Raw genomic sequence first — 20,138 nt, 5'->3', positions numbered from 1 at the left:
AGAAGGCGTTTAGGAATAACGAAATCGATCCCGGGTGTCTGGCTGGCCGCTGCCGTCAACCTGAGGTACCGCCGTGGCGTTCAGATTCCCGGCAGCACCAATTCCGCCCGCAGCCCGCCGATCGGCGCGTCGCCGAGGACGAGGCTGCCGCCATAGAGGGCGGCGAGATCGACCACGATCGAAAGCCCGAGCCCGGACCCCGGTTTGGATTCATCCAGCCGCTGGCCGCGCCGGGAGACTTGCGCGCGCTCGGCGGCGGACAGTCCGCGACCGTCGTCATCGACGACGATCCGAAGCCGCGGTCCGATACCCGGCTGCGCCGGCCGTTCGACCAGCACCTCGATCAAGACCTGCGAGGCCGCCCATTTGCACGCATTGTCGACCAGATTGCCGGCCATTTCCTCCAGGTCCTGGCGCTCGCCGCGGAACCTTGCCGACGGATCGGCCTTCAGCACGATGGTGATGCCGCGGTCCCGGTGGATCTTTTCCATGGTTCGCCGCAGCGCCTCGATCGCCGGCGCGACTTCGGTGACGGTGGCGACAATGGTGACGCGCGCGGCAATGCGCGCGCGCTCAAGGTGATGGGCGACTTGATTCCGCATCACATCGGCTTGCTCCAGGACCTTGCTGGCGAAGGGATTTACCGCGTTGGCCGATGCCTCGTTGACGATGACGGAGAGTGGCGTCTTGATCGCGTGCGCCAGATTGCCGACATGGGTGCGCGCGCGCTCGACGATCTCACGGTTGGCATCGATCAACGCGTTGGTCTCGCGCGCCAGGGGCGCGATCTCGACGGGAAACTCGCCTTCGAGCCGTTCGGCTCGGCCGGAGCGGATGTCGGCGATCGATTCCGAAATCCGCTTGAGCGGCGCCAGCCCGAAACGGACCTGGAAGATCGTGGTCAGGAGCAGCACGATACCGAGCGCCGCGAAAGTGCCGCCGAGATAATAGTCAAAGGCGCGGATTTCATCGAAAATCTCGGATGCATCGCCCGCCACACTGACCAGAAATTTGCCGTCGGCGCCGAGATCGATCGGCCGCTCGACCACCCGCAGGCTTTGGCCTTCAGGGCCATCGATATAGCCGAGGCGGATGCCGGCGGCCGTCAGCTCGGCGCCCTGATCTTCCATTTTCGGCAGCTTCTTGTCCCACAGCGAACGCGACGCCTTGGTCTCGGCCTTCTCATCGGTGCGGACGATCTGCCAGTACCAGCCGGACAGCGGCAATTCGAACAGCGGCTCGCCGAGCGACTGGAACTGGTGATCCGGCGGCTCGTCCGGGGTCGCGACCTCAGCGATCAGGGTGCGGAGATAGAGGTTGAGACGGCGATCGAAGGCGCGCTCGGTCGCGTTGCGGTAGACCGACGACAGGATCACGCCGGTGATCAAGAGGATCACGACCACCCACGCGGTCGCCGACAGGAACAACCGCGTGGCGAGCGAGCTTCCGCGCATCAGAGCAAGATCCCGAAAAGCATATCCCCAGGCTCCGATCCGACGGATCGAGGCCTGTTTTCGGATAAGATCATGCTCGAATAAAAGAGCAAGGCTCATCAGGTGCCGGGCGATGGCGGCGTCAAGAGATAGCCGAGGCCGCGCACGGTCTGGATAATGTCGACGTCGAGCTTCTTGCGGATACGGCCGACGAATACCTCGATGGTATTGGAGTCGCGATCGAAGTCCTGGTCATAGAGATGCTCGACCAGTTCGGTGCGCGACACCACGCGGCCGGTGTGATGCATCAGATAGGCCAACAGCCGGTATTCGTGCGACGTCATCTTGATCGGGTTGCCGGAGACGCTGACGCGGCCGGTGCGTGTATCCAGCGAGACCGGGCCGCAGGTCAGTTCCGACTGGGCATGGCCGGTGGAGCGGCGCAGCAACGCGCGAATTCGCGCCAGCACCTCTTCGAGGTGAAAGGGCTTTGCGACATAATCGTCGGCGCCGGCGTCGAAGCCCTGCACCTTGTCGCTCCAGCGGTCGCGCGCGGTGAGGATCAGGACCGGCATGGCGCGGCCGTTGCGGCGCCAAGCCTCCAGGACCGAGATACCGTCCATCTTGGGCAGCCCGATGTCGAGCACGACGGCATCATATGGTTCGCTGTCACCGAGGTAATGCCCCTCCTCGCCATCGAACGCGCGATCGACCACATAGCCGGCATCCGTCAGAGCCGTCGTAAGCTGACGGTTGAGATCCGGATCGTCCTCAACGACAAGCAGGCGCAAGCTGGCCTCCAAAAATGAGCCCTACGATATCAGATCTCAAGATGAGGGTGGACCGCGTGAACGGGCCATGAACGAGCCACACGGCACAGGGTTACTTTTTCGTCATATGCGGTCCGCGACCAAAATCGTGGGTCGACGGCCTAGCACGCACGATACAACGCCAAAAAGGCGCGGCGGACTGCTCGGGCCGACCACTCGGAAGAAATCCTGTCCGCGGCGGACCGGCAAGCCCGATCATGCCGCCCGCTCAATCTGTCAGGTACGGAAGAATATGAACCAGACGATACCCAGGATTAGAATCGCAAGCCCGGTCGAAACCGACAGGAGCGCGAGCACCGACGGGCCTGGTTCGGCCTGGCGCGCCTCGTTCGGGGTTTCGACGATCTGGCCATGTCGTTGCGTTGCCATGGTGACCTCTTCGAGTAAGTGCCTGTAAATGCCAGCGAATGCTTCGACACCGCCTGTCCAAGCAACGCCTGATCGGAGATGATGTTCCGCGCCCTTGAGGTGCGGCTATGGCGTTCCTAAGAGGTCGCAGGCAGGCTGCGCGTCACGGTCCGGATTAACGCCGTTCCGCGATTCCCCATCCGGCCGTGTTTGAGGTGGAGCGATCCGGTGGTATCCTTGGCGGTTGTCTGTTGCGTTTTCTGGAGTAGCCCATGGCCCCCCGCGCCAATTGGAAGGGTTTTCTGCGCCTGTCGCTGGTGACCTGTCCGGTCGCCCTTTATCCGGCGACGTCGGACACCGAGAAGGTCTCCTTCAACCAGATCAACCGCAAGACCGGCCATCGCATCAAATACGCCAAGGTCGACGCCGAGACGGGCGAGGAAGTCGCCAACGAAGACATCATGAAAGGCTACAAGATCGACACCGATACCTACATCGAGGTGTCGAAGGACGAACTCGACGACATCGCGCTGGAATCAACCCGCACCATCGAGATCGACGAATTCGTTCCGAAATCCGATATCGACGGCCGCTATCTGATCCGTCCGTATTACCTCGTGCCGGATGGCAAGGTCGGCCACGATGCGTTTGCGGTGATCCGCGAAACCATCCGCAGCATGGATAAGGTTGCGATCGGACGCGTGGTGCTGACCAACCGCGAGCACATCATCGCGCTGGAGCCGCTCGACAAGGGGCTGATGGGAACGCTGCTGCGCTATCCTTACGAGGTCCGCAGCGAAACGGAATATTTCGAAGACATCCAGGACGTGAAGATCACCAAGGATATGCTTGATCTGGCAAAGCATATCGTCGAACAGAAATCGGCATCATTCGAACCCGAGCAGTTCGAGGACCGCTACGAGCAGGCGCTGATCGACCTGATCAACCAGAAACGCAATGGCCTGAGCACCAAGGCCAAGGCGGCCCCCAAGACTACCGGCAACGTCATCAACCTGATGGACGCGCTCAAGCGCAGCCTCGCCAGCGAAACGCAAGCCGCCCCTGCCGCCGCCAAAACCAAGGGCAAAAAACCCAAGAAGGCCGCCACCGGCCAGCGCGAAATGCTGTTGCCGATCAGCGGCAGCGGCAAGCGCGCCGGCAAGGAGACGGCAAAGGAAGCGCCGAAGAAGGCGGAAAAACCGGTGCGCACAGCCGCCCGCACCAAGAAGGCCGGATGACCGGGCAAGGAGCGCGATAGATAGCACCATCTAGCGCGCGATGCCGTGGTCGAGCTCGTTTGATAACCCAATACCGCTTCGCGGTGGCCGCAAGCTCGCCACGCTGCAGCAGGCCGCCGACTATGTGATGGCGTTGCCGGAGAAAGTGCAGCACGAGGCGCACTGGCAGGTCGCGGTGGAAAATCTGATCAACGCGGCGGAAACCGGCGGTGGTTGGCTGATGTTCGCGCGGATTGCGATGCTGCGGGCACTCAATGCGGACCGGAAAGAAGACTAGCTGCCGGCTTCAATAGCCGCCAGCTTCTCCCCTGCTATTTCAGCGAGGTTCCGACCTCGTTGAATTTCGTGCTGAGCGCGCTGCCAATGCCGTTGACGGCGGTGACGATCATGATGCTGATGCCGGCCGCAATCATGCAATATTCGATGGCGGTAGCACCGCGCTCATCGTCGACAAATCGTGCAAGTAATCGACGCATAGACAAACTCCTGTCGACCCCCCCGAAATTCTCCCGCGCCATATCTGTTAGACTCTAGGTGGGAACGGTTGAAGCGGCCTTGAGGAACAGACTGAACGATTGATTAAGGCGAACAAGGAATTGCGCCCCGGAATCGTACAGCACAGAAAATTTACCATCGATTGCGCATGGTCCTCCATCGTCGTCCGGCGGCTTGCCGAGTGATCGCGCATGACCGCGCAAAAGCGCGTTAGGGAAGGAATTACATCGGCCTCCCGCACGAGGAGACCGAGGAGCAGCGCATCGCCTATCGGCGGCCGCGAAGCACCGCATCGTTGATCACATAGTCGGCCTGATGGCGGCGATGCTCCGCCGCCGCAGCGATGCGAGATAGTTACGTTGCCCGCCTCGGGCGTTGAACAAGGGACCGGGCCATGGCCCGATCCCTCGAATCCTTCCTTAGAAGTTACGCTGGGCGCGGAACTGCAGCAGGACCGTATCCTGATCCTTGAACTCGTACAGCGCGTTCGGCTTCGGCGCAGTCGCCGTAAATATCGAAGAGCCCGACATCTTCTGGTCGAGATGGAACCACTGGACTTCGCCCGAGAAGGTCAGGTTCTTGACCGGGGTCCAGCGGGTAACGACGCCGAGCTGCGAGACGTTGAAGTCGGGGTTACAAGTATAGTTGCCCGCCGCATTCCCGACCAACGCCTGACCCGGGTGGCTGGCGTTGAAAGCGGCGCAGTAAGCGCCCTTGGCCGTCGAGGTCCCCGCACCGAGCAGGTTGTCGTTCGCGCCACCATCATACCTGACGGCAGAATAGCTGCCGAACAGGCTGGTCGACCAGTACGGGTTCCAGTTGTGATTGAACGCGCCTCGGACACCCCAGGACGTGGTCAGGACGAGACCTCCGGTACCGCCTGCGCCGGGCATATAGACGCCGTCGGTGGTCGCGCCGAAGCCGACGCTCTGATAGGCGAAGCCGCTATCGCCGAACATGGCGAAGCTCGGTGAGGTGCCGCTGGTGGCGATGACGTACTTGGTGGCACCCTTGGCGTAAGAGGCGTCGATCTTAATGTCGTCGCCCGCACCGGTCGGAATGTTCTTGATCTGCAACGCCGCCATCACCGCGCCGCCCCACTTGGACTCGGGATGGCCGCTGATTTCAGAGCCCGCCGTCGGGACGCCGCCGGCGCCGAGCGTGTTGTACGAGCCGCTCACTTCATGCGCAGCGGCCGAGAACTGCAGCAGACCCCAGGCCTGATCGATCCGGATGTTGCCCACGATGTCGGGCGCGTGCGTACCGGCATAGGCGTTCGATCCGGTACCGTTGGCGCCGATCGCGCTCGGTATGCCAAGGTTGTAGACAGCGGTGCGATCCCACACGGTCGGGTCGTCGAGACCAATCGAGGCCGACACGCCGTTGCCGAACTGGGCGGTGTACTGGATGTTGTTGACGCCGGTATCGGTGTTCTGACCACCGAGCAAGGAGGAGTTGATGTTGCCCGGGAAACCCTGCCACGGCGTGGCATAGGCGGATGCGGACTTACCGAAGGTGAAGCCGGCGAACTGAATGAAGAGAAATTCGGTCGCGACGTAACCGCCACCGGCCTGGGATAGCGAGTTAGCGATGCCGCCCGGGAACGCGGAAAGCGTCGTCGGGTTGGAGCTGCCGAAATTGTTGAACTGGATGTCAGCCTGGCCGAAGGTGCGAACCACGCCGTACTCGGTCGCGGTACGGGTATCGACCGTCAGCGCCATACGGGAGCGGGCGACGAAGTAATCGCGGTAGCGATTCTGCTGGCCGAGGTCGCTATTCCAGGCCGGCGCGCCATGGGCGCCGCCGTTGAAGGTGACGTCCGCACGCAGATAACCGCCAAGCTTGATGCAGGTGTCGGTGCCCGGGATGTAGAAGAAGCCGGCGCCGTAAAGCGAACAGATCCTCACATATTCGACTGCCTTGGCCTTGACCGGAAGGTCGGCCGCCTGTGCGCCGCTCAGGGCCATCAGGCCTGCCGCCGAGCTGAGAATGAGTGTCCGCGCCGTAATCATTTAAGTCTCCTGTCCCGCGATTCATGCAGTTGCATGCTGCACAGGTAATACAAAAATCCTTACTGTGAATGACAAGCCCGTGATGCCGTTTCACTTGGGTCGCGGCTGTGATGTTTTCGCAACGCAATCGCGTGGGGTCGATGCAAACGGCCTACTTTCACCTCTCGTTTGAGGCGTTGGCAGCAAGAACATTCTTCGCGGGTTTGCTTCCGGGTATTTGAATGAATCTCTCATGCGGCGAAACGCATATCAGCACTTCCGCAGCCACGCGCCGCACGCGCTTTACCGCGCAGTAAAATCCTGCTCCAACTGCCTCAAATCGGCCGGACCGAACCGGCCTGCCATCCAGGGGGAGAGACCGTCATGAAGCTCGGCGCTGCCATCGCGGAAATCATGAAGCGGGAGGGGATCGAAATCCTCTGCGGCTATCCGGTCAATCATCTCATCGAATATGCCGCCAATGCCGACATCCGCCCGGTGATGGTGCGCCAGGAACGCATCGGCATTCACATGGCGGACGCGATCTCCCGCGTCACCTCGGGCCGATCGATCGGCGCGTTTTGCATGCAGCATGGGCCCGGCGCCGAGAACGCGATGGGCGGCGTGGCCCAATGCTACGGCGAATCCGTGCCCGTGCTGGTGCTGCCGATGGGCTATGCGCGCCGGCTCGCCAATATCGACCCGAATTTCAACTCCAGCCAGGCGATGAAGGCGTTTTCGAAATCGTCCGAGCCGATCAACATCGCGGCCGAGGTCTGCAATATCTTCCGCAGAGCCTTCACCAAGTTGAAAAACGGCCGCGGCGGGCCGGTGATCGTCGAAATCCCCGCCGACATGTGGAACGAGGAAGTGCCGGAGCCCTTGAACTACACGCCGGTGCTGCGCACGCGCTACGGCGCGGATCCCGTGCATGTGAAGGAAGCCGCCGACCTCCTCGTCGCTGCGAAGCGCCCGGTGATCTATGCCGGCCAAGGCGTGCACTATGCCAGGGCCTGGCCGCAGCTCAGACGGCTGGCCGAGCGTCTCGCCATCCCTGTTACGACGAGCCTCGGCGGCAAGTCGTCCTTTCCGGAAACGCATCCCTTATCGCTGGGTTCGGGCGGTCTCGCCGTGCCGCGCGCGGTCCCGAAATTCCTGGGTGAAGCCGACGTGATCTTCGGCATCGGCTGTTCCTTCACCGAGACTTCGTTCGGCATCGCCATGCCGAAGGGCAAGACCGTGATTCATTCGACGCTCGACCCGAATCACCTCAACAAGGACGTCGAGGCGAAAGTCGGTCTGGTCGGCGATGCCGGACTCGTGCTCGACGCACTATTGGAAGAAATCGGCAGGAGCGTCACGGCGGATCGCGACGCCAGCGCCGTTGCCGCCGAGATCGCCGCCTCCCACAAGGAGTGGCTGGCGAAATGGATGCCGAAGCTCACGCATAACGAGGCGCCGCTGAACCCCTATCGCGTGCTATGGGATCTGCAGCACACCGTCGACATCAACAATACCATCATCACCCACGATGCCGGCAGCCCGCGCGACCAGCTCTCTCCGTTCTGGAAATCAGTCGAACCGCTCTCCTATATCGGCTGGGGCAAGACCACGCAGCTCGGGTACGGCCTCGGGCTCGCGATGGGCGCCAAACTTGCCAAGCCCGACAAGCTCTGCATCAACGTCTGGGGCGATGCCGCGATCGGCTTCACCGGCATGGACTTCGAAACGGCTGTGCGCGAGCGCATCCCAATCATGTCGATCCTGTTGAACAATTTTTCGATGGCGATCGAACTCAAGGTGATGCCAATCTCGACCGAGAAATACCGCTCGACCGATATCTCCGGCGATTACGCCGCGATGGCGCGCGCCTTCGGCGGCTATGGCGAGCGGGTGACGAAGCCGGAAGATATCATTCCCGCCATCAAGCGCGGCATTGCCAAGACGCAGGAAGGCGTACCCGTGCTGCTGGAGTTCATCACCAGCAAGGAGACCGAGGTGTCGCGGCCGGGGACCTGAGGCAGAAACAACCGACCAGACAGCCACCAATGCCGCGCGTTACCATCATCGAAACCGGGCTCGTCAGCCTCAGAAATCGCGAACTCCACGGATCCTATCCGCAGATGTTCGAGCGGATGATCGGCGCCGCCGACACCACCGTCACCTTCAACACCGTCAGCATTCCTGCCGGCGAGCCGCTTCCGGATGTCGAAAGGCTGGAGGCGATCCTCATCACCGGCTCCTCGGCCGGCGTTTATGACGGGCTCGAGTGGATCGCTCCGCTCGAGCAATTCGTGCGCGCGGTCCACGAGAACAAGGTGCCGATCGTCGGCGTCTGCTTCGGCCATCAATTGATCGCGCAAGCGCTGGGCGGCTCAGTGCGCAAGTCCGAGAAAGGCTGGGGCATCGGGCGGCACGTCTACACCGTGATGCCGGGCAACGGCCTGATCGAGGGCACGCATATCGCGCTTGCGTGCTCGCATCAGGATCAAGTCATCGCGCCGCCGCCCGGCGCCACGACCATCCTGTCCTCGGACTTCACGCCCTATGCCGGTCTGCTCTACGCCGGCGGCAGCACGTTCTCGGTGCAGCCACATCCGGAGTTTTCCGTCGGCTTCGCCCTGGCCTGCTGCGAGATCGCGCACGCCAAAGGCCATGCACCTGACAGCCTCGTCGCAGCCGCAAAGACCTCGCTCGCCGAGCCGATGGAAAACGACCGGCTCGGGGGCGTGATCACGCGCTTCCTCACGCGATCAAGGTGACGTGAGACGGGCGACCGTGCGAGAAAAGGCTGCCTTTAGGCCTCCATCTGCGCTGGCTCTAACGCTTCCGGGATGAAATAATCCGACTGGAACCGCGGCGAGACGGCCGAATTGGCCCTGCCCGCGCCCGGACGCAACGGATCGTTGAATGGCGACGCTTCCCGAGAGCATGTCGGTCGCGATCGGTGAGCTGGAATCAGCCATCGCAGAGATGGAGTCGCGCCTCGAATCTACCCGTGCCGAACGCGACGAGGCGAAGGCGCGCCAGGTCGAGCTCGAAATCGAGAATGCGAATCTGCGCCGGGAACTGAACCTCGCGCGTGAGCAGCAGAAGGCTTCCGCCGGCATCCTCAGTGTCATCAGCAGTTCGGTGGCCGATACCAAACCGGTATTCGAAAGCATCCTCTCCAGCATCAAGCATCTCTTTGACGGCGAGGAGAGCCTGATCTTTCTCACCGATGAGGACGGCCTGCTGCGGATTGCGGCCACGCGTGGCGCAAGCGCCGAGGCCGCGCGCGAGCGGTTTCCAATTCCGGTTGAAGGAACCGCAAGCGCGCTTGCGATTCGCGAGCGACGGCTGGTGCGTTCTGACGACGTCCAGAACGATCCGGACGTGCCGATCGACCTGCGCGAGACTGCTCGCAGGATCGGGCAAAACTATTCGATGGCCATCGCACCCATGCTCTGGGAAGACAAGGCAATCGGCACGATCTTCGTGGGCCGCACTTCCATGGTGCCGTTTACGGACAGGGAGTGCGAACTGCTGAACAGTTTCGCCGACCAGGCAGTCATTGCAATCCAGAACGCGCGGCTGGTCAACGACACCCGCGAATCGCTGGAGCGGCAGACGGCAACCGCCGACATCCTGAAGGTGATCGCCTCCTCGCCCTCCGACGTACAGCCGGTATTCGAAGCCATCGCCGAAAGCGCCAAGCGTTTGCTGGGCGGGTTCTCGACCACGGTGCTGCATTTTGTCGACGACGAGCTTCATCTGGTCGCCTATACGCCAACCAGTCCCGAAGCTGATAAAGCGTTGAGAGCCTCCTTCCCGCGCAAGCTCGCGGAATTCCCGACCTTTGCACTGGTTCGCAACGGCGAGACCATCCAGTTTTCCGATACCGAAGCCGAAGAGGTGCCCGACGCGAACCGTGAGTTGGCCCGCCTGCGCGGCTTCCGCAGCGTGCTGTTCACGCCACTGATGAACCGCGGCACTCCGGTCGGCATGATCAGCGTGACGCGCGAGCAACCTGGCGCGTTCGTGCCGCATCACGTTCAGCTGCTGCAGACCTTCGCCGACCAGGCGGTGATCGCGATCGAGAACGCCCGGCTGTTCAATGAGACCCGCGAGGCACTGGAAAGGCAGACCGCCACCGCCGACATCCTGAAAGCCATCGCCTCCTCGCCCTCAGACGTGCAGCCGGTGTTTGATGCTATCGCCGACCGCGCCAACCGCCTGATCGGCGGCTTCTCAGCCGCTTTGTTCCGCTACATGGATGGCAAGATCCAGCTGGCTGCGTTTACGCCGACCGACCCGGCCGGCGATGCCGTCCTGCAAGCCTCCTTCCCGGTTCCGCTGGACGAGTTTCCGCCCTACCACCTGACACGCGAAGGCGTGCCGGCGGAACTGCCCGATACTGATCTCGAGCCGGCAGCGCGGGATATCGCGCGAGCGCGCGGCTATCGCAGCATGCTGTTCGCGCCGATGATGAATAACGGCGAGGCCGTCGGCATCATCACGGTCACCCGCGTCGCGACCGGCCCGTTCGGCGAACAGAATACCCGCCTACTGCAGATGTTCGCCGACCAGGCCGTGATCGCGATCAAGAATGTCGGGCTGTTCAACCAAGTGAAAGCGCGCACGGACGAGCTCTCCGAGGCCCTGCAACAGCAGACGGCGACAGCCGAGGTGCTCAAGGTGATCAGCCGTTCGGCATTCGATTTACAGACTGTGCTCGACACGCTGGTGGAATCGGCGGCGCGCCTCTGCGAAGCCGATATGGCCGCAATCACCCGCAAGGCCGGCGAGGTGTATTTCAGGGCTGGTTCCTATGGTCTCCCATCCGAATTCACCGACTACGTGAAGGATCTCCCGGTTGTGCCGGACAAGCGCACAATCACCGGCCGGACATTGCTCGGCGGCAACATAGTCCATATCGCCGACATACTTGACGATCCCGACTATGAATTCGAGGGCCAGGAGCTCAGCGGCAATCCCCGCTCCTTTCTCGGCGTGCCGCTGCTACGTGAAGGAAGTCCGGTCGGGGCCATCGTGCTCACACGCCGTACTGTCCGGCCCTTCAGCGAGAAGCAGATCGAGCTGGTCACGACCTTCGCCGACCAGGCGGTCATTGCCATTGAGAATGTGCGCCTATTTGATGAAGTCCAGGCTAGGACGCGCGAGCTTTCCGAGTCCCTCACCTACCAGACCGGCAGCGCCAATATTCTCAAGGTCATCGCGTCATCACCAACCGACGTCGGGCCGGTGCTCAACGCAATTGTTGAGAGTGCCTGCGAACTTTGCGACGCCAATGATGCCATCGTGTACATGAAAGAAGGCGATCACCTTACTTATGAAGCACATCATGGGCCAATACCCGTCATTTTTGGCGAGAAACGCGCCATCAACCGGGGCTATGTCGCCGGCCGCTCGATTGTTGACCGGATGCCGATACATGTGGGCGACGTGTTTTCGGAAGAAGGCGCCGAGTTTCCGGAAGCCCGGGAATTGTCGCACAGCGAGGGAATTCGCAGCATTTTGAGCGTGCCCATGCTGCGCGAGAACGAGAGCATCGGCGCAATCCTGCTCAGGCGCACGGAGGTGCAGCCGTTCACCGACAAGCAGATCAGCCTGCTGCAGACCTTTGCCGATCAGGCCGTGATCGCCATCGGCAATGTCCGGCTGTTCGAGGAGGTGCAGGCCAAGACGCGTGATCTCGAGGAATCACTGCAGCAGCAGACCGCGACCGCGGACGTACTCAGGGTGATCAGCGCTTCCCCCGGCGAACTAGAGCCGGTGTTCCAGGCCATGCTGGAAAACGCCGTGCGCCTGTGCGAGGCGAAATTTGCGATGATGCGCCTGCTGGAGGGCGATCAATTTCGTGGAGTCGGCACGTGGAATTTGCCTCCCGCCTTCAGCGAATTTCTTGCGCAGAATCCGATCCGCATCGACCCCAAGCTTCCGCTGGGCCGCGTCGCGAGCACGAAGCAGCCGGTTCACGTCCATGATGTCCTGCAGCATGAGGCATATCTCGAGGGCTTTCCGGGCATGATCGCCGTTGCGGAGCTCGGAGGCGCCCGCACGCTGCTGCAGGTGCCCATGCTCAAGGAGGATCACCTCGTCGGAACCATCGGCATCTACCGTCAGGAGGTCCGCCCGTTCACCGAAAAGCAGATCGCATTGGTGCAGAACTTTGCTGCCCAGGCCGTGATCGCCATCGAGAATGCGCGCCTGCTCAACGAACTGCGCCAGCGTACCCGCGAGCTCTCCAAATCCCTCGACGACCTCCGCACCGCGCAGGACCGCCTGGTGCAGACCGAAAAACTCGCTTCGCTCGGCCAGCTCACCGCGGGCGTCGCGCATGAGATCAAGAACCCGCTCAATTTCGTCAACAATTTCGCCGCCGTGTCAGCCGAGTTGACCGAGGAGTTGCAAGAGGCGCTCGGGCAAGCCCAGGTGGGCGAGAAGATCCGTGCCGAAGTGGATGAGCTTACGGAACTCTTGAAGGGCAATCTCGAAAAAGTCGTGCAGCACGGCAAGCGCGCCGATTCCATCGTCAAGAACATGCTCTTGCATTCGCGCGAAGGCGGCGGCGAGCATCGACCATCCGACATCAATGCGCTGGTCGACGAGAGCCTCAACCTCGCCTATCACGGCGCCCGCGCCGAGAAGCCGGGCTTCAACGTCACACTCGAGCGCGATTTCGATCCGGCCGCCGGCCAGATCGACCTATTCCCGCAGGAGATCACCCGCGTCCTCCTCAATCTCGTCTCGAACGGGTTCTATGCCGTCACCAAGCGCCGAAAGGAAAGCGGCGAACCCGGCTTCGAGCCGACGCTGCGGGCGAGCACGAAGAACCTGGGCGATGCTGTCGAAATCCGCATCCGCGACAACGGTACCGGCATTCCGCCCGAGGTAAAGGAGAAGATGTTCAACCCGTTCTTCACCACCAAGCCGGCCGGCGAAGGGACCGGGTTGGGCCTATCGATGAGCCACGACATCATCGTGAAACAACATGGCGGCACCATTGACGCGGATACTGAACAAGGCCATTTCACAGAATTCCGCATCGTGTTGCCGCGACAAAGCAATTTTGCAGAGAAATCCAGAGGATAGCCGTGAGTGTTCTGGTTCTGGTTGTGGATGATGAACCCGACATCGAAGCGTTGTTCCGCCAGCAATTCCGCCGCGACCTGCGCGCGCAGCGATTCGTTATGGACTTCGCCACTTCCGCGCCGGATGCGCTGGCACGCGTTGGCTCTCCCATCGAGCATTCGCTGATTCTGATCCTGTCCGACATCAACATGCCTGGCATGACCGGACTGGAAATGCTGCCGAAGGTCAAGGAAATGCGGCCGGATGTGCCGGTCATCATGATTACGGCCTATGGCGATGCCGATACCAGGCGCAAGGCGCTCGAGAGCGGCGCGACTGACCTTCTGACAAAACCGATCGATTTCGTGACGCTGCGTCAGGAGATCGATGCCAGACTCGAGCAAGCCGCATGACCGCAACCATCCTCGTGGTCGATGATGAGCCGGATCTGGAGGCATTGATCCTTCAGAAATTCCGACGGCAGGTTCGCGAGGGTTTGGTCAGTTTCATGTTTGCGCGTGATGGGCTAGAGGCGTTGCAGTCGCTGGAAGAGCATCCGCACGTCGACTTGGTGGTCTCCGATATCAACATGCCACGAATGGACGGCCTGTCGCTGCTCGCCAAGCTGCAAGAAGCCGAGGACAAGAAATCGACCATCATCGTGTCGGCTTACAGCGACATGAGCAACATCCGCACCGCGATGAATCGCGGCGCATTCGACTTCGTGACCAAGCCGATCGACTTCGCCGATCTCGAAGTGACGATCGACAAGACCCTGCGGCACATAGAAACGCTGCGCCAGGCACGTCGCCGTCAGGCGGAAGCCGAGCGCGCCCATGCTTCGCTCTCCCGCTATTTCTCGCCCGCGCTCGCCAAGCGGCTTGCGGCCAGCGTGGGCGACAGCACGGAGGTAACCTGGCGTGACGTTGCGGTCATCTTCACCGACATAACCGGCTTCACCTCGCTCGTGGAGGCTGCCGCGCCTGAACTCCTTGGGGAGCTACTTAACGAATATGTGGCCGGAATGACCGATGTTGTCTTCGCGCATGAGGGGACCGTGGCAAAGGTGATCGGCGATGCGATCGAAGTACTGTTCAATGCGCCCAGCGACCAGCCCGACTATGCGACGCGCGCAGTTGCCTGTGCGCGGGAGCTCGATGCTTGGGGGGAGGCGTTTCGCGAACGATGGAGGGCGAGAGATGTGAATTTCGGCGCCACCCGCATCGGCGTTCACGCCGGTCCTGCACTGGTCGGCAATTTCGGGGGCAGCCGCTTCTTTGACTACACTGCTTACGGCGACACCATCAACACGGCGGCCCGGCTTGAAGTGGCGAACAAGTTTCTCGGCACCCGGATCTGCGTCAGCGCGACAGTTGTAAACGCAGTGGAGAATTTCATGGGCCGACCGGTCGGCGATCTCGTGCTGCGTGGGCGCAGCGAACCATTGCGTGCCTACGAGCCCTTATCGGCATCGAGTTTCGGGGCTCCGGCGACCTCGCAGTATGGCGACGCTTTCGCCAAGCTTGAGCCCGGCGATGCGAATGCAATGCCGGCCTTTGCCGCCCTCGTGGGCTCGCACGCCGAGGATCCTCTGGCCAACTTTCATCTAAAGCGGCTCCTCAACGGCGCGAAGGGTGTCCGCATACAGCTTGAGTAGGCCGCCAGATCGCCCTACTCCGCCATCTCGGCCGGTGTCGACGGGCCGGCCAGTGGCCGCTCCTCCATAAGGACGATGCACAGCGCGGCGCAGGCCAGCAGCGCGGTGGCGGCGCCGAACACGTAATGGAACGCGGTGACCATGTCGGACACCGGTATCGCATTTGCCTGTCCCCGGTGTTCGCCGAGCGAGATGCCTGCGCCCAGCGCCATCAGGAGGATTGCGCTGAAGGCGGCAACCGTGAACGACGACATCAGCGCACGGAAGAAGTTCATCGCCCCCGTGACGGTGCCGATCTGCGGACGCGCCACCGAGTTCTGCAGCGAAACCACGCTGACCGGGAATGTGGTGCCGAGCCCGAGCGCGAACAGCGACAGAACGACCAGCAATGCCCACAGCGGCAGCGTCGTGACGGTCAGCACCGTACCGAAGATCGTCGCCGCCGAGGTTCCCACGACCGCTACGCGCTTGTAGTGCTTGGCGCGTGCCATGGTCCGTCCGGCGATCGCCGCACCGCAGGTGGAGATCGCGGCGAGCGGGATCAGCGCCAGCCCCGCCTCGCTTGCCGTCAAATGATAGACGACCTCGTAATAGAGCGGCAGATGCACAGTCAGTCCCGTGATCGCGCCGAGAGCGCAGCCACCGGCGACCATAGCGTAGGGTACGACCGTTCCGCCCAACAGCGGCAGCGGCAGGAACGGCTCTTCGGCATTGCGCGCATGCCAGACGAAGGCAAGCGCCAGCGCCACGGAGGCGCCGATCATCGCCATGATCGCCGGCGACAGCCAAGGGTAACGGTTTCCGCCCCAGGTGAGCACCAGCATGACCACGACGGCAGAAGCCATCAGCAACAGCCCGCCGAGCCAGTCGACCTTGCGCCTGCGGTGGAACACCGGGATCTTACCCATCTTGGGCAGCAGCAGAAACAGCGCCCCGACCGCGAGCGGAACGTTGATCCAGAAGATCATCGACCAGTGCAGATGCTCGGCGAACACGCCGCCGAGCACGGGCCCCATCAGGCCTGCCGCCATCCAGACGCCACTGAAATAGGCCTGATACTTGCCACGCTCGCGCGGGCTGACGACGTCGGATATCACGGTCTGCACAACCGGCATGATGCCGCCGCCGCCGAGCCCCTGCAGGCCCCGCGCCACGATCAATACCGGCATGTTTGGCGCCACCGCGCAGAGAATCGAGCCCAGCGTGAACAGGGCAAGCGAGACGGTGATCATGACGCGGCGGCCGTAGATGTCGCTCAGCGTGCCGAACACCGGCGCAACCGCGGTCGAAGCCAGAAGATAGGCCGTAATGACCCAGGACAGGCTGCCGACGTCGTTGAACTGGCGGCCGATCGTCGGCAGCGCCGTCGCCACGATGGTCTGGTCGAGGGCCGCCAGGAACATCGTGAGCAAGAGGCTCATCAGGATGGTGCGGACCTCATCCTGGCTCAGCGGCGCGGGCGGCGCGATCGGCGGCGCGTCGCTGACATCGATCACCTCAGTCGTGATGCGCGAGAGTTCTTCGCCGATGTCGTCGGGCAATGTCGTCTGGTCGGCAGGTTCACCGCCCTGCCGTTGGTGCTTGTTCATGTCGGACGTAATATTGTTCTGCGCGGCCAACGCCGCTGAGATGGAATCGCCATATGGCCAGCACCTTAGAGGGCAAATTGCTCCTGCGGCAGACGTTTGCGCGCATGGGTGCATCCCGCAGGAGGCGCCATCGCATCTGTGTGGTCGCTCACAGCCGAAGCAACGCGAGAGTTCAGCGATTGACGCTCAGACCTTGGGCCGCTTTTTCAGGCGCGCCCGCTTTGGCAACAGCGCCGGCCATTGCACGATGTGGTCTTCGAGATCGTCATCGGGAATCTCGTCCTCGGTGCCTTGCACCCGGCCGCGCACGGATACGCCGGCTTCATGCACGGTGTTGGGGTCGCCGGAAATCAGCGGGTGCCACCAATAGAGATCGCGGCCCTCCGCAACCAGCTTGTAGCCGCAACTCGGCGGCAGCCAGTTGAGGGTGCGGACGTTCTCGGGCGTGAGGCGAACGCAATCCGGCACCTTGTCGGAACGGTTCGGGTAGTCCTTGCAGGCGCACAGCCCCGAATCGAGCAGCTTGCAGGAAACATGGGTGAAGTAGATCTTGCCGGTATCCTCGTCTTCGAGCTTTTCGAGGCAGCAGCGCGCGCAGCCGTCGCACAGGCTTTCCCATTCGGCGTTGGACATCTCCTCCAACGTCTTGGTTTTCCAGAAGAATCCCTCCTGGCCGGAAGCTCGCTTGGACGGTGCGGTCATAAAATCCGATGGTTTCCGGGTCACGTTCGGCCTGCAGCCCTTCTAGGGGGTCCGCCAACCAGGGCGCAAGCGGGCCGAGGACGGGCGCAAACGGCCTAGAACGCGTTAGGGCTGACCACCAAAATAGTGAGCGAGAGCATTGGTTTATAGTCCCCGCTCGGATAGAACAATTGCGAGTCCCCAAGCGTCCTAAAAGCGCCTTGGGTTTGCCGCAACATCAATCAAGACGTCTCGACAGCGCCCGGCCGGGCGCGCGCGAGCGTTTCGAACCGACCAAGGTACTAGTGCCGCCGATTTGAAGTTCCTGTACCGCCCGCGGCAGCACCGTCAGGAACTCCAAATCGACAGCGGCACTAGAATCTCAATTTTGCTAGTGCCCTTTGTTTTCCGAAGTTCGTACAAGGGGCGCGGCAAAGTACTACGAACTGCGGAAAACGGGCACTAGTGCGCCAGATCGTACCTCCAGATTTGAAGCAGAAGATCCGGAACTTCTTTCTGGATCTGGACGCGCGCATCGACTCGACCCTGTTCTCGTCGGGCAAGGGCCTGCGCGAGCTGTACGAGCGCTACTCCACCTTCATGGACCGATTCTATGTCGGCCGCTGGAAGCGCTGGGTCTTCATCGAGCCGTTTTCGGAGGCTGCTACGCTCGGGCTCGGCGGCCTGATCATGATGCTGGCACTGGCTATCCCGGCGTTTCGCGAAACAGCTGACGACGACTGGCTGAAGAAATCGGATCTCGCGGTGTCGTTCCTGGACCGCTACGGCAATCCGATCGGCAGCCGCGGCATCAAGCACAACGATTCGATTCCGCTCGAAGACTTTCCCGATAACCTGATTAAGGCGACGCTCGCCACCGAAGACCGCCGCTTCTACGATCATTTCGGCATCGACTTTCCAGGCCTGGCGCGCGCGCTCGTCACCAACGCGCAGGCCGGCGGCGTCCGCCAGGGCGGTTCGTCGATTACCCAGCAGCTCGCAAAGAACCTGTTCCTCAACAACGAGCGCACCATCGAGCGCAAGGTGAAGGAAGCGTTCCTAGCGATCTGGCTCGAGACGCGGCTGACCAAGAACGAAATCCTGAAGCTCTATCTCGATCGCGCCTATATGGGCGGCGGCACCTTCGGCGTCGACGGCGCGGCGCATTTCTACTTCAACAAGTCGGCGCGCGACGTCAATCTGGCGGAATCCGCCATGCTCGCCGGCCTGTTCAAGGCGCCGACCAAGTACGCTCCGCACATCAACCTGCCCGCCGCCCGCGCCCGCGCCAACGTCGTGCTCGATAACCTCGTCGATGCCGGCTTCATGACCGAGGGCCAGGTGTTTGGTGCCCGCCGCAACCCGGCGGTTGCCGTCGACCGCCGCGACGAGAACTCACCGAACTACTATCTCGACTACGCCTTCGACGAGATGCGCAAGCTGGTCGATACGTTCCCGAAATCCTATACCGAGCGCGTCTTCGTGGTCCGCACCGCGATCGACATGAACGTGCAGCGCGCCGCCGAGGATACGGTCGAGAACCAGCTCCGCCAGTTCGGCCGCGATTATCACGCGACCCAGGCATCGGTGGTCGTGGCCGACCTCGATGGCGGCGTCCGAGCCATGGTGGGCGGACGGGACTATGGCGCGAGCCAGTTCAACCGCGCGACCGACGCCTACCGGCAGCCGGGTTCCTCGTTCAAGCCCTACGTCTACACCACGGCGCTTCTGAACGGGTACAAGCCGACCTCGATCGTGGTCGACGGCCCGGTCTGCATCGGCAACTGGTGCCCGCAGAACTATGGCCATTCCTATTCCGGCTCGGTGACGCTGACTCAGGCGATCACCCGCTCGATCAACGTCGTGCCGGTGAAGCTGTCGATTGCGCTCGGCGGCAAATCGCCGAACCCCGCCAAGGCCGGCCGTGCGAAGATTACCGAGGTGGCACGCCGCTTCGGCCTCACCGCCCCGCTACCGGATACGCCGTCGATGCCGATCGGCTCCGACGAAGTTACCGTGCTCGAACACGCGGTCGCTTATGCGACTTTCCCGAACAAGGGCAAGGCGCCGAAACCTCACGCGGTGCTGGAAGTGCGCACCGGCGCCGGCGACCTGGTTTGGCGCTTCGATCGCGACGGCAAGAAGCCGGTGCAGGCGATTCCGGCCTCCGTCGCCGCCGACATGGCGGAGATGATGAGCCATGTCGTCAGCGAAGGCACCGCCCGCCGCGCCGCGCTCGACGGCATTCCGACCGCGGGCAAGACCGGCACCACCAATGCCTACCGCGACGCCTGGTTCGTCGGCTATACCGGCAACTTCACCTGCGCGGTCTGGTACGGCAATGACGACTATTCGCCGACCAACCGCATGACCGGCGGTTCGCTGCCGGCGCAGACCTGGCACGACATCATGGTGGTCGCGCACCAAGGCGTCGAGGTGAAGGAAATCCCCGGCATCGGCATGGGCACGAAACTGCCGCAGCCCGCGCAGCCCGCCAACGTCGCAGGCGCCGGCGCGGCGCGGGTGTTGGAGACCAAGCCGGGACCGCCGCCGGTATTGACCAAGCGTGGCGCGGATATTCTGGTGCGTGTCGAGCGACTGCTCGACGAGGCCGGCAAGGCCGCGGGCAAGACCTCGTCCAACGACCAGAAGCAGCCCGCCAAGCCGGTCACATCAGGCGCGCTGGCTTTTCCGGAGAACCATGTCGCGGCCGCTGGCGAACAGGCTGCGCCGCCGGCCCAGCGGAAGAATTAAAAGGCATGATCCGGCAGAATGTTAACCGGTGCTCTTCGGAACAGATGC

At 62.4% G+C, this 20,138-nt stretch carries 15 protein-coding genes; 8 read left to right on the top strand and 7 right to left on the bottom strand.

Translation table 11 applies throughout. The features are described 5' to 3' along the window. Window positions 1-80: 80 nt before the first annotated feature. The 3 genes from HCN50_RS05310 to HCN50_RS05300 form a co-directional block, all read right to left on the bottom strand. A complete protein-coding gene (locus tag HCN50_RS05310) occupies window positions 81-1,454 on the bottom strand; it encodes a sensor histidine kinase (RefSeq protein ID WP_171708590.1) in 1,374 nt (457 codons plus the stop codon). Window positions 1,455-1,552: 98 nt separating this feature from the next. Next, window positions 1,553-2,224, bottom strand: coding sequence for a response regulator transcription factor (locus HCN50_RS05305; RefSeq protein WP_171708589.1), 672 nt, complete (start codon window positions 2,222-2,224; stop codon window positions 1,553-1,555). Window positions 2,225-2,479: 255 nt separating this feature from the next. Then, entirely contained in the window at window positions 2,480-2,632 is a 153-nt protein-coding gene (locus HCN50_RS05300) for a hypothetical protein (protein WP_171708588.1), read from the bottom strand. A gap of 251 nt (window positions 2,633-2,883) precedes the next feature. On the opposite strand from HCN50_RS05300, the gene ku reads away from it, so the two are divergent. After that, complete coding sequence (ku, locus tag HCN50_RS05295; protein ID WP_171708587.1) at window positions 2,884-3,849, top strand: non-homologous end joining protein Ku; 966 nt, start codon at window positions 2,884-2,886, stop codon at window positions 3,847-3,849. Between the two features lie 40 nt (window positions 3,850-3,889). Beyond that, window positions 3,890-4,126 carry a hypothetical protein gene (locus HCN50_RS05290; protein ID WP_171708586.1) on the top strand — a complete coding sequence of 79 codons (237 nt, stop codon included), beginning with the start codon at window positions 3,890-3,892 and terminating at the stop codon, window positions 4,124-4,126. A gap of 34 nt (window positions 4,127-4,160) precedes the next feature. Here HCN50_RS05290 and HCN50_RS05285 read toward each other — a convergent pair whose 3' ends face one another. Both HCN50_RS05285 and HCN50_RS05280 read right to left on the bottom strand, forming a co-directional pair. Further along, entirely contained in the window at window positions 4,161-4,325 is a 165-nt protein-coding gene (locus tag HCN50_RS05285) for a Flp family type IVb pilin (protein ID WP_171708585.1), read from the bottom strand. Window positions 4,326-4,763: 438 nt separating this feature from the next. After that, entirely contained in the window at window positions 4,764-6,356 is a 1,593-nt protein-coding gene (locus tag HCN50_RS05280) for a porin (RefSeq protein ID WP_171708584.1), read from the bottom strand. Between the two features lie 363 nt (window positions 6,357-6,719). Here HCN50_RS05280 and HCN50_RS05275 point away from each other — a divergent pair, with 363 nt between their 5' ends. From HCN50_RS05275 to HCN50_RS05255, 5 genes are all read left to right on the top strand, one after another. Beyond that, the gene (locus HCN50_RS05275; protein WP_171708583.1) at window positions 6,720-8,354 is read left to right on the top strand and encodes a thiamine pyrophosphate-requiring protein; all 1,635 of its coding nucleotides are present in this window, start codon (window positions 6,720-6,722) and stop codon (window positions 8,352-8,354) included. Window positions 8,355-8,383: 29 nt separating this feature from the next. Next, a complete protein-coding gene (locus tag HCN50_RS05270; protein ID WP_171708582.1) occupies window positions 8,384-9,097 on the top strand; it encodes a type 1 glutamine amidotransferase in 714 nt (237 codons plus the stop codon). 148 nt (window positions 9,098-9,245) lie between these two features. Beyond that, window positions 9,246-13,430, top strand: coding sequence for a GAF domain-containing protein (locus tag HCN50_RS05265; RefSeq protein ID WP_210264790.1), 4,185 nt, complete (start codon window positions 9,246-9,248; stop codon window positions 13,428-13,430). Between the two features lie 2 nt (window positions 13,431-13,432). After that, on the top strand, window positions 13,433-13,822 hold the full coding sequence (locus tag HCN50_RS05260; RefSeq protein WP_171708581.1) for a response regulator: 390 nt from the start codon (window positions 13,433-13,435) through the stop codon (window positions 13,820-13,822). Then, entirely contained in the window at window positions 13,819-15,066 is a 1,248-nt protein-coding gene (locus tag HCN50_RS05255; RefSeq protein ID WP_171708580.1) for an adenylate/guanylate cyclase domain-containing protein, read from the top strand. The genes HCN50_RS05260 and HCN50_RS05255 overlap by 4 nt, the downstream gene beginning before the upstream one ends. A gap of 14 nt (window positions 15,067-15,080) precedes the next feature. Here the strand turns inward: HCN50_RS05255 and HCN50_RS05250 are convergent, their stop codons facing one another. After that, window positions 15,081-16,655 (bottom strand): MDR family MFS transporter, encoded by a 1,575-nt coding sequence (locus tag HCN50_RS05250; protein ID WP_171708579.1) that lies wholly within the window; start codon window positions 16,653-16,655, stop codon window positions 15,081-15,083. 186 nt (window positions 16,656-16,841) lie between these two features. Next, window positions 16,842-17,357, bottom strand: coding sequence for a YcgN family cysteine cluster protein (locus HCN50_RS05245; RefSeq protein WP_171708578.1), 516 nt, complete (start codon window positions 17,355-17,357; stop codon window positions 16,842-16,844). A gap of 444 nt (window positions 17,358-17,801) precedes the next feature. On the opposite strand from HCN50_RS05245, the gene HCN50_RS05240 reads away from it, so the two are divergent. Beyond that, window positions 17,802-20,090, top strand: coding sequence for a transglycosylase domain-containing protein (locus HCN50_RS05240; protein WP_171708577.1), 2,289 nt, complete (start codon window positions 17,802-17,804; stop codon window positions 20,088-20,090). Window positions 20,091-20,138 lie beyond the last annotated feature (48 nt).

The sequence above is a fragment of the Bradyrhizobium archetypum genome (assembly GCF_013114835.1).
In the GTDB taxonomy this organism is placed as follows: domain Bacteria; phylum Pseudomonadota; class Alphaproteobacteria; order Rhizobiales; family Xanthobacteraceae; genus Bradyrhizobium; species Bradyrhizobium archetypum.
The sequence above is the reverse complement of the archived record's forward strand: the minus strand, read 5'-3'. Positions and strand labels throughout refer to the sequence as shown.

Excerpts from the sequence above, each read along its gene's own strand:
- HCN50_RS05290 (WP_171708586.1), top strand. The coding sequence starts at position 3,890 with ATGCCGTGGTCGAGCTCGTTTGATAACCCAATACCGCTTCGCGGTGGC.
- HCN50_RS05280 (WP_171708584.1), bottom strand. The coding sequence starts at position 6,356 with ATGATTACGGCGCGGACACTCATTCTCAGCTCGGCGGCAGGCCTGATG.
- HCN50_RS05300 (WP_171708588.1), bottom strand. The coding sequence starts at position 2,632 with ATGGCAACGCAACGACATGGCCAGATCGTCGAAACCCCGAACGAGGCG.
- HCN50_RS05285 (WP_171708585.1), bottom strand. The coding sequence starts at position 4,325 with ATGCGTCGATTACTTGCACGATTTGTCGACGATGAGCGCGGTGCTACC.
- HCN50_RS05245 (WP_171708578.1), bottom strand. The coding sequence starts at position 17,357 with ATGACCGCACCGTCCAAGCGAGCTTCCGGCCAGGAGGGATTCTTCTGG.
- HCN50_RS05275 (WP_171708583.1), top strand. The coding sequence starts at position 6,720 with ATGAAGCTCGGCGCTGCCATCGCGGAAATCATGAAGCGGGAGGGGATC.
- HCN50_RS05270 (WP_171708582.1), top strand. The coding sequence starts at position 8,384 with ATGCCGCGCGTTACCATCATCGAAACCGGGCTCGTCAGCCTCAGAAAT.
- HCN50_RS05265 (WP_210264790.1), top strand. The coding sequence starts at position 9,246 with ATGGCGACGCTTCCCGAGAGCATGTCGGTCGCGATCGGTGAGCTGGAA.
- ku (WP_171708587.1), top strand. The coding sequence starts at position 2,884 with ATGGCCCCCCGCGCCAATTGGAAGGGTTTTCTGCGCCTGTCGCTGGTG.
- HCN50_RS05255 (WP_171708580.1), top strand. The coding sequence starts at position 13,819 with ATGACCGCAACCATCCTCGTGGTCGATGATGAGCCGGATCTGGAGGCA.
- HCN50_RS05310 (WP_171708590.1), bottom strand. The coding sequence starts at position 1,454 with ATGCGCGGAAGCTCGCTCGCCACGCGGTTGTTCCTGTCGGCGACCGCG.
- HCN50_RS05250 (WP_171708579.1), bottom strand. The coding sequence starts at position 16,655 with ATGAACAAGCACCAACGGCAGGGCGGTGAACCTGCCGACCAGACGACA.